4 protein-coding genes and 1 pseudogene are annotated in these 5,503 nt (G+C 64.3%); 3 read left to right on the forward strand and 2 right to left on the reverse strand.

The features are described from left to right. Positions 1-13 precede the first annotated feature (13 nt). From aroA to rpsA, 3 genes are all read left to right on the forward strand, one after another. On the forward strand, positions 14-1,372 hold the full coding sequence (aroA, locus tag EN879_RS22860) for a 3-phosphoshikimate 1-carboxyvinyltransferase (RefSeq protein ID WP_013528181.1): 1,359 nt from the start codon (positions 14-16) through the stop codon (positions 1,370-1,372). A gap of 67 nt (positions 1,373-1,439) precedes the next feature. Beyond that, positions 1,440-2,084: a (d)CMP kinase gene (cmk, locus tag EN879_RS22865; protein WP_032898722.1), complete on the forward strand. Its 645-nt coding sequence runs from the start codon at positions 1,440-1,442 to the stop codon at positions 2,082-2,084. A 215-nt stretch (positions 2,085-2,299) separates the two neighbouring features. Continuing rightward, positions 2,300-3,997, forward strand: coding sequence for a 30S ribosomal protein S1 (gene rpsA, locus EN879_RS22870; protein WP_013528183.1), 1,698 nt, complete (start codon positions 2,300-2,302; stop codon positions 3,995-3,997). Positions 3,998-4,094: 97 nt separating this feature from the next. Here the strand turns inward: rpsA and EN879_RS22875 are convergent, their stop codons facing one another. Together EN879_RS22875 and EN879_RS22880 are read right to left on the reverse strand one after the other, a co-directional pair. Further along, on the reverse strand, positions 4,095-4,802 hold the full coding sequence (locus EN879_RS22875) for an SDR family NAD(P)-dependent oxidoreductase (RefSeq protein WP_063169846.1): 708 nt from the start codon (positions 4,800-4,802) through the stop codon (positions 4,095-4,097). A gap of 169 nt (positions 4,803-4,971) precedes the next feature. After that, positions 4,972-5,503: pseudogene (locus EN879_RS22880) on the reverse strand (thiamine pyrophosphate-dependent enzyme); the annotation flags it as partial.

Genomic DNA, 5,503 nt, shown 5'->3' on the forward strand with positions numbered 1-5,503 from the left:
CCAGGGAAATCCCATGTCCCACGCCGCCGCCCCCAAGCCGGCCACCGCCCGCCAATCCCCAGCCCTTTCCGGCATCGCGCGCGTGCCGGGCGACAAGTCGATCTCGCACCGTTCCTTCATGTTCGGCGGCCTCGCCTCCGGCGAGACCCGCATCACTGGCCTGCTCGAAGGCGAGGACGTGATGCGCACGGGTGCCGCCATGAAGGCAATGGGCGCGCATATCGAGAAGAACGGCGACGAGTGGGTGATCCGCGGCACCGGCAACGGCGCGCTGCTGCAGCCGGAAGGCCCGCTCGATTTCGGCAATGCCGGCACCGGCTCGCGGCTGACCATGGGCCTTGTCGGCACCTATGACATGGAGACGACCTTCATCGGCGATGCCTCGCTGTCGGGCCGGCCGATGGGCCGTGTGCTGGAACCCTTGCGCCAGATGGGCGTGCAGGTGCTGAAGGCGACGCCGGGCGACCGCATGCCGATCACACTGCATGGACCCAAGCATGCCGCACCGATCACCTATCGCGTGCCGATGGCCTCGGCGCAGGTGAAGTCCGCAGTGCTGCTCGCCGGCCTCAACACGCCCGGCATCACCACGGTGATCGAGCCGGTGATGACACGCGACCACACCGAAAAGATGCTGAAGGGGTTTGGCGCCAATCTGTCGGTCGAAACCGACGAGCGTGGCGTGCGCCACATCTTCATCGAAGGCCAGGGCAAGCTGACCGGCCAGACCATCGCCGTGCCGGGCGACCCGTCCTCGGCCGGCTTCCCGCTGGTGGCCGCCCTGATCGTGCCGGGTTCGGACATCACGATCGAAAACGTACTGATGAACCCGACCCGCACCGGCCTGCTTTTGACGCTGCAGGAGATGGGCGGCAACATCGACATCCTCAACCCACGCAATGCCGGCGGCGAGGATGTCGCCGACCTGCGGGTACGTTACTCCGAGCTCAAGGGCGTCATCGTGCCGCCCGAGCGGGCGCCGTCGATGATCGACGAGTATCCGGTGCTGGCGGTCGCTGCGAGCTTCGCCGAGGGCGAAACGCTGATGCAGGGGCTGGAGGAGTTGCGGGTGAAGGAATCCGACCGGCTGTCGGCCGTCGCCAACGGGCTGACGCTCAACGGCGTCGACTGCACCGAGGGCGAAGCTTCGCTTGCCGTGCGCGGCAAACCGGGCGGCAAGGGCCTTGGCGGCCATCCCAACGGCAAGGACACCACCGTGCAGACCCACCTCGACCACCGCATCGCCATGAGCTTTCTGGTCATGGGGCTGGCGACGGAAAAGCCGGTGACCATTGACGACGCCGCCATGATCGCGACCAGCTTTCCGGAGTTCATGGGGCTGATGACGGCGCTGGGCGCGGAGATCGGGTGACGGTCGTGGCAACCAATAGCCTTGGTACGTTGGCAGGCCAGCGCCCAACCCTTTCGGCGGTCTGCCAATGACACACGTCTTCACCATCGCCATCGACGGCCCCGCCGGCGCCGGCAAGGGCACCCTCGCCCGCCGGCTGGCCGACCACTACCGCCTCAACCTGCTCGACACCGGCCTCACCTACCGTGCCGTGGCCTATGCGCTCATCCAGCACGCGCTGCCGCTCGACAATGTCTCGGCGGCTGAAACCGCTGCCCGCCAGGTCGATCTGGCAAAGCTCGACCGGACGGTCTTGTCGGCGCATGCGGTCGGCGAGGCGGCCTCCAAGGTCGCGGTGTACCCGACCGTGCGGCGCATCCTCGTCGAAAAGCAGCGCGACTTCGCCAAGACGCCGCCGGGTGCGGTGCTCGACGGGCGCGACATCGGCACCGTGGTGTGCCCCGACGCCGACATCAAACTCTATGTGACGGCGAGCGCCGAGGTGCGAGCACAGCGCCGGCTGGCCGAGATCGAGAGCATCGGCGGGACCGCTGATTTTACCGAGATCCTCGCCGATATCATGCGCCGCGACCAGCGCGACATGGGCCGTGCCGACTCACCTTTGAAGCCGGCCGCCGACGCGCACTTGCTTGATACCAGCGAAATGGCTATAGAAGCCGCGTTTCTTGCAGCCATGGCGATCATCGATGACGTCTTGGCCAAGAGAGACTAGGTCTGATCCGGGTTTTTCCCTCGTCTTTCCGTTGTCGGAGGCGAAGAAAATACCCATATCGGGCACGAACCAGCCTGCCAGCATTCTTCATGCGCCGGAATTGCCGCTTAAAGAGCGGCCCAGGGCTTTTGTAGCCCGGAACGCCGGCAGGCCAACGCAACGCTAACCCACGGCGCCCGTCCCGCTTCCAGATGCGGGGCACTCCAGGAGAAACAATGTCAGCTGCAAATCCCACTCGCGATGATTTCGCGAGCCTGCTCGAAGAATCATTTACAACAGGCCATTCCGGCGAAGGCCAGGTCGTCAAGGGCACGATCACCGCGATCGAAAAGGACATGGCCATCATCGACGTCGGCCTCAAGGTCGAAGGCCGCGTGCCGCTGAAGGAATTTGGCGTCAAGGGCAAGGACACTACCCTCAAGGTTGGTGACACCGTCGAAGTCTATGTCGAGCGCATTGAAAACGCGCTTGGCGAAGCGATGCTTTCCCGTGAGAAGGCCCGTCGCGAAGAGAGCTGGGTCCGTCTCGAAGAGAAGTTCACCAAGGGTGAGCGCGTCGAAGGCGTCATCTTCAACCAGGTCAAGGGCGGCTTCACGGTCGACCTCGACGGCGCCGTGGCCTTCCTGCCGCGCAGCCAGGTCGATATCCGCCCGATCCGCGACGTCTCCCCGCTGATGCACAACCCGCAGCCCTTCGAGATCCTCAAGATGGATCGCCGCCGCGGCAACATCGTGGTGTCTCGCCGTACCGTGCTCGAAGAGAGCCGCGCCGAACAGCGTTCGGAAATCGTGCAGAACCTCGAAGAAGGCCAGGTTGTCGAAGGCGTCGTCAAGAACATCACCGATTACGGTGCGTTCGTCGACCTCGGCGGCATCGACGGCCTGCTGCATGTCACCGACATGGCATGGCGCCGCGTCAACCATCCGACCGAAATCCTCAACATCGGTCAGACGGTCAAGGTGCAGATCATCCGCATCAACCAGGAAACCCACCGTATCTCGCTCGGCATGAAGCAGCTCGAGAGCGATCCGTGGTCCGAGATCGGCACCAAGTTCCCGATCGGCAAGAAGATCAAGGGCACCGTCACCAACATCACCGACTACGGCGCGTTCGTCGAGCTGGAGCCGGGCATCGAGGGTCTCATCCACGTTTCGGAAATGTCGTGGACGAAGAAGAACGTGCATCCAGGCAAGATCCTGTCGACGACCCAGGAAGTCGACGTGGTGGTGCTCGAAGTCGATCCGGCCAAGCGCCGCATCTCGCTCGGCCTCAAGCAGACGCTCGAGAATCCGTGGCAGGCTTTCGCCTCTAGCCATCCGGTCGGCAGCCAGGTCGAGGGCGAGGTCAAGAACAAGACCGAGTTCGGCCTGTTCATCGGCCTCGAAGGCGACGTGGACGGCATGGTGCACCTTTCCGACCTCGACTGGACCCGTCCGGGCGAGCAGGTCATCGAAGAGTACAATCGCGGCGACATGGTCAAGGCGCAGGTGCTCGACGTCGACATCGACAAGGAGCGCATCTCGCTCGGCATCAAGCAGCTGGCCAAGGATACGGTCGGCGAAGCGGCGACTTCAGGCGAACTGCGCAAGAACGCGGTCGTCACCTGCGAAGTCATCGGCGTCAAGGATGGCGGTCTGGAAGTGCGGCTGGTCGACAGCGGTATCGAAACCTTCATCAAGCGCTCCGACCTGAGCCGTGACCGCGACGAGCAGCGCCCCGAGCGCTTCACCGTCGGCCAGAAGGTCGATGCCCGCGTCATCGCCTTCGACAAGAAGACCCGCAAGCTGCAGGTCTCGATCAAGGCGCTGGAAATCGCCGAAGAGAAGGAAGCGGTCGCTCAGTACGGCTCGACCGACTCCGGCGCTTCGCTGGGCGACATCCTGGGTGCCGCGCTGAAGAAGCAGGGCAGCTAAGTCTTCGCACCGCGAAGCCTTCGCACAGGCTCCAAAACAAAACCCCGCCGGAGCGATCCGGCGGGGTTTTTTTTTGACCTAGGTAAAGGTTGGAAAGTTACGCCCTGCCGTAAAGCGGCACCAGCGTGCCGCTCATCGCCTGATTGGCCGGCGAGGCGAGATAGGCGATGGCCTCGGCGGCGGCTTCGAGGCTGACCCATCTTGTGACATCGGCATCCGGCATATCGGCGCGGTTTGCCGGCGTATCTAGCGTCGACGGCGCCACGGCATTGACCAGGATGCCCTTGTGCTTCAGCTCTTCGGCCATCGCCACCGTCATGGCTGCCACCGCCGCCTTGCTGGCGGCGTAAGCGACCATGCCGGCGCCGCGCCGCGGATCGAGCCCGGCGCGCGCGGTGACGTTGACGATGCGGCCCGCCGTGTCCGACGACAGCATCGAGCGGATCGCGGCGCGGCAGCACAGGAAGGCGGTGCGCGCATTGGTGTCCATCATCTCGGCAAAGGACGCCGACTCGATCTTTTCAACAGGCGCCGAGGTGAAGCCGCCAGCCAGATGGATCGAGCCCCAAAGGCCCGGAACCTGGCTATAGAACGCTTCGACCTTCGCGGGGTCCGAGAGATCGACGTTGTGCACCAGCTGGACACGGTCATGCGAGGTTAAGGGGAAATGCGTAGGGGCGGCGGCATGAGCATTGGGCACATGGCAGATCGCGCCGTCGCTCAGCAGTTTGCCGACAACCGCACCGCCGAGCGCACCGGTCCCACCAGTCACGACGATATGCTTGCCTTCAAGTGTTTCCGTCATCTTGGACGCTCCTGTCATTTTTTTATCGTTAGGTCATTTCTGTGCCGCCGACGCGAAGCGTCGCGCCTTTTGCGCCATCACTCAATTGACATCTCGACATGGCAGTTGTCGCGTCTTTGCATGCGTCCGACACTTCAGCCGTGGCCCGCCAAAACGGGAAACCCGCGCTTCAGTCAACTGTGATTTCGATGACGCGCGGCAGTCCGGTGGCCCGGGCGCGCTTCAGCGCGTCCGCGAGAGCGTCGATATCGGCAAGCCGTTCGGCGCCGATGCCATAAGCCTCGGCCAGCTTGCAGAAATCCGGCGGCGCCGGCGATACGCCAACCGGCTCGACGCCGACATCGAGCATCGAGGTTTCGATCTCGCGGTAGCCTCTGTTGTTCCAGACGACGAAGATGACCGGTACCCGCGCGTCGAGCGCGGCGCCCAGTTCCGGCAGCGTGAACTGGAAGCCGCCGTCACCCGTGAGGCAGACGACCGGCGCATCGGGTATCGCAAGGGCCGCGCCAATTGCGGCCGGCGGGCCGTAGCCAAGCGCGCCGAAGCCGGTGGCGGCATTGAACCAACCGCCTGGCCGATCATGGCCGTACTAGCGGTTGGCCGCATAGATCGGCTGCGTCGAATCGCCGACGATGAGCGCGCCCGGCAAAGCGTCGCGGATCATCTCGACGGCGCGCATCTGCCCCTGCAGTGTCGGATTG

The sequence above is a fragment of the Mesorhizobium sp. M7A.F.Ca.AU.002.02.1.1 genome (assembly GCF_003998535.1).
GTDB classification, from domain to species: Bacteria; Pseudomonadota; Alphaproteobacteria; order Rhizobiales; family Rhizobiaceae; genus Mesorhizobium; species Mesorhizobium ciceri.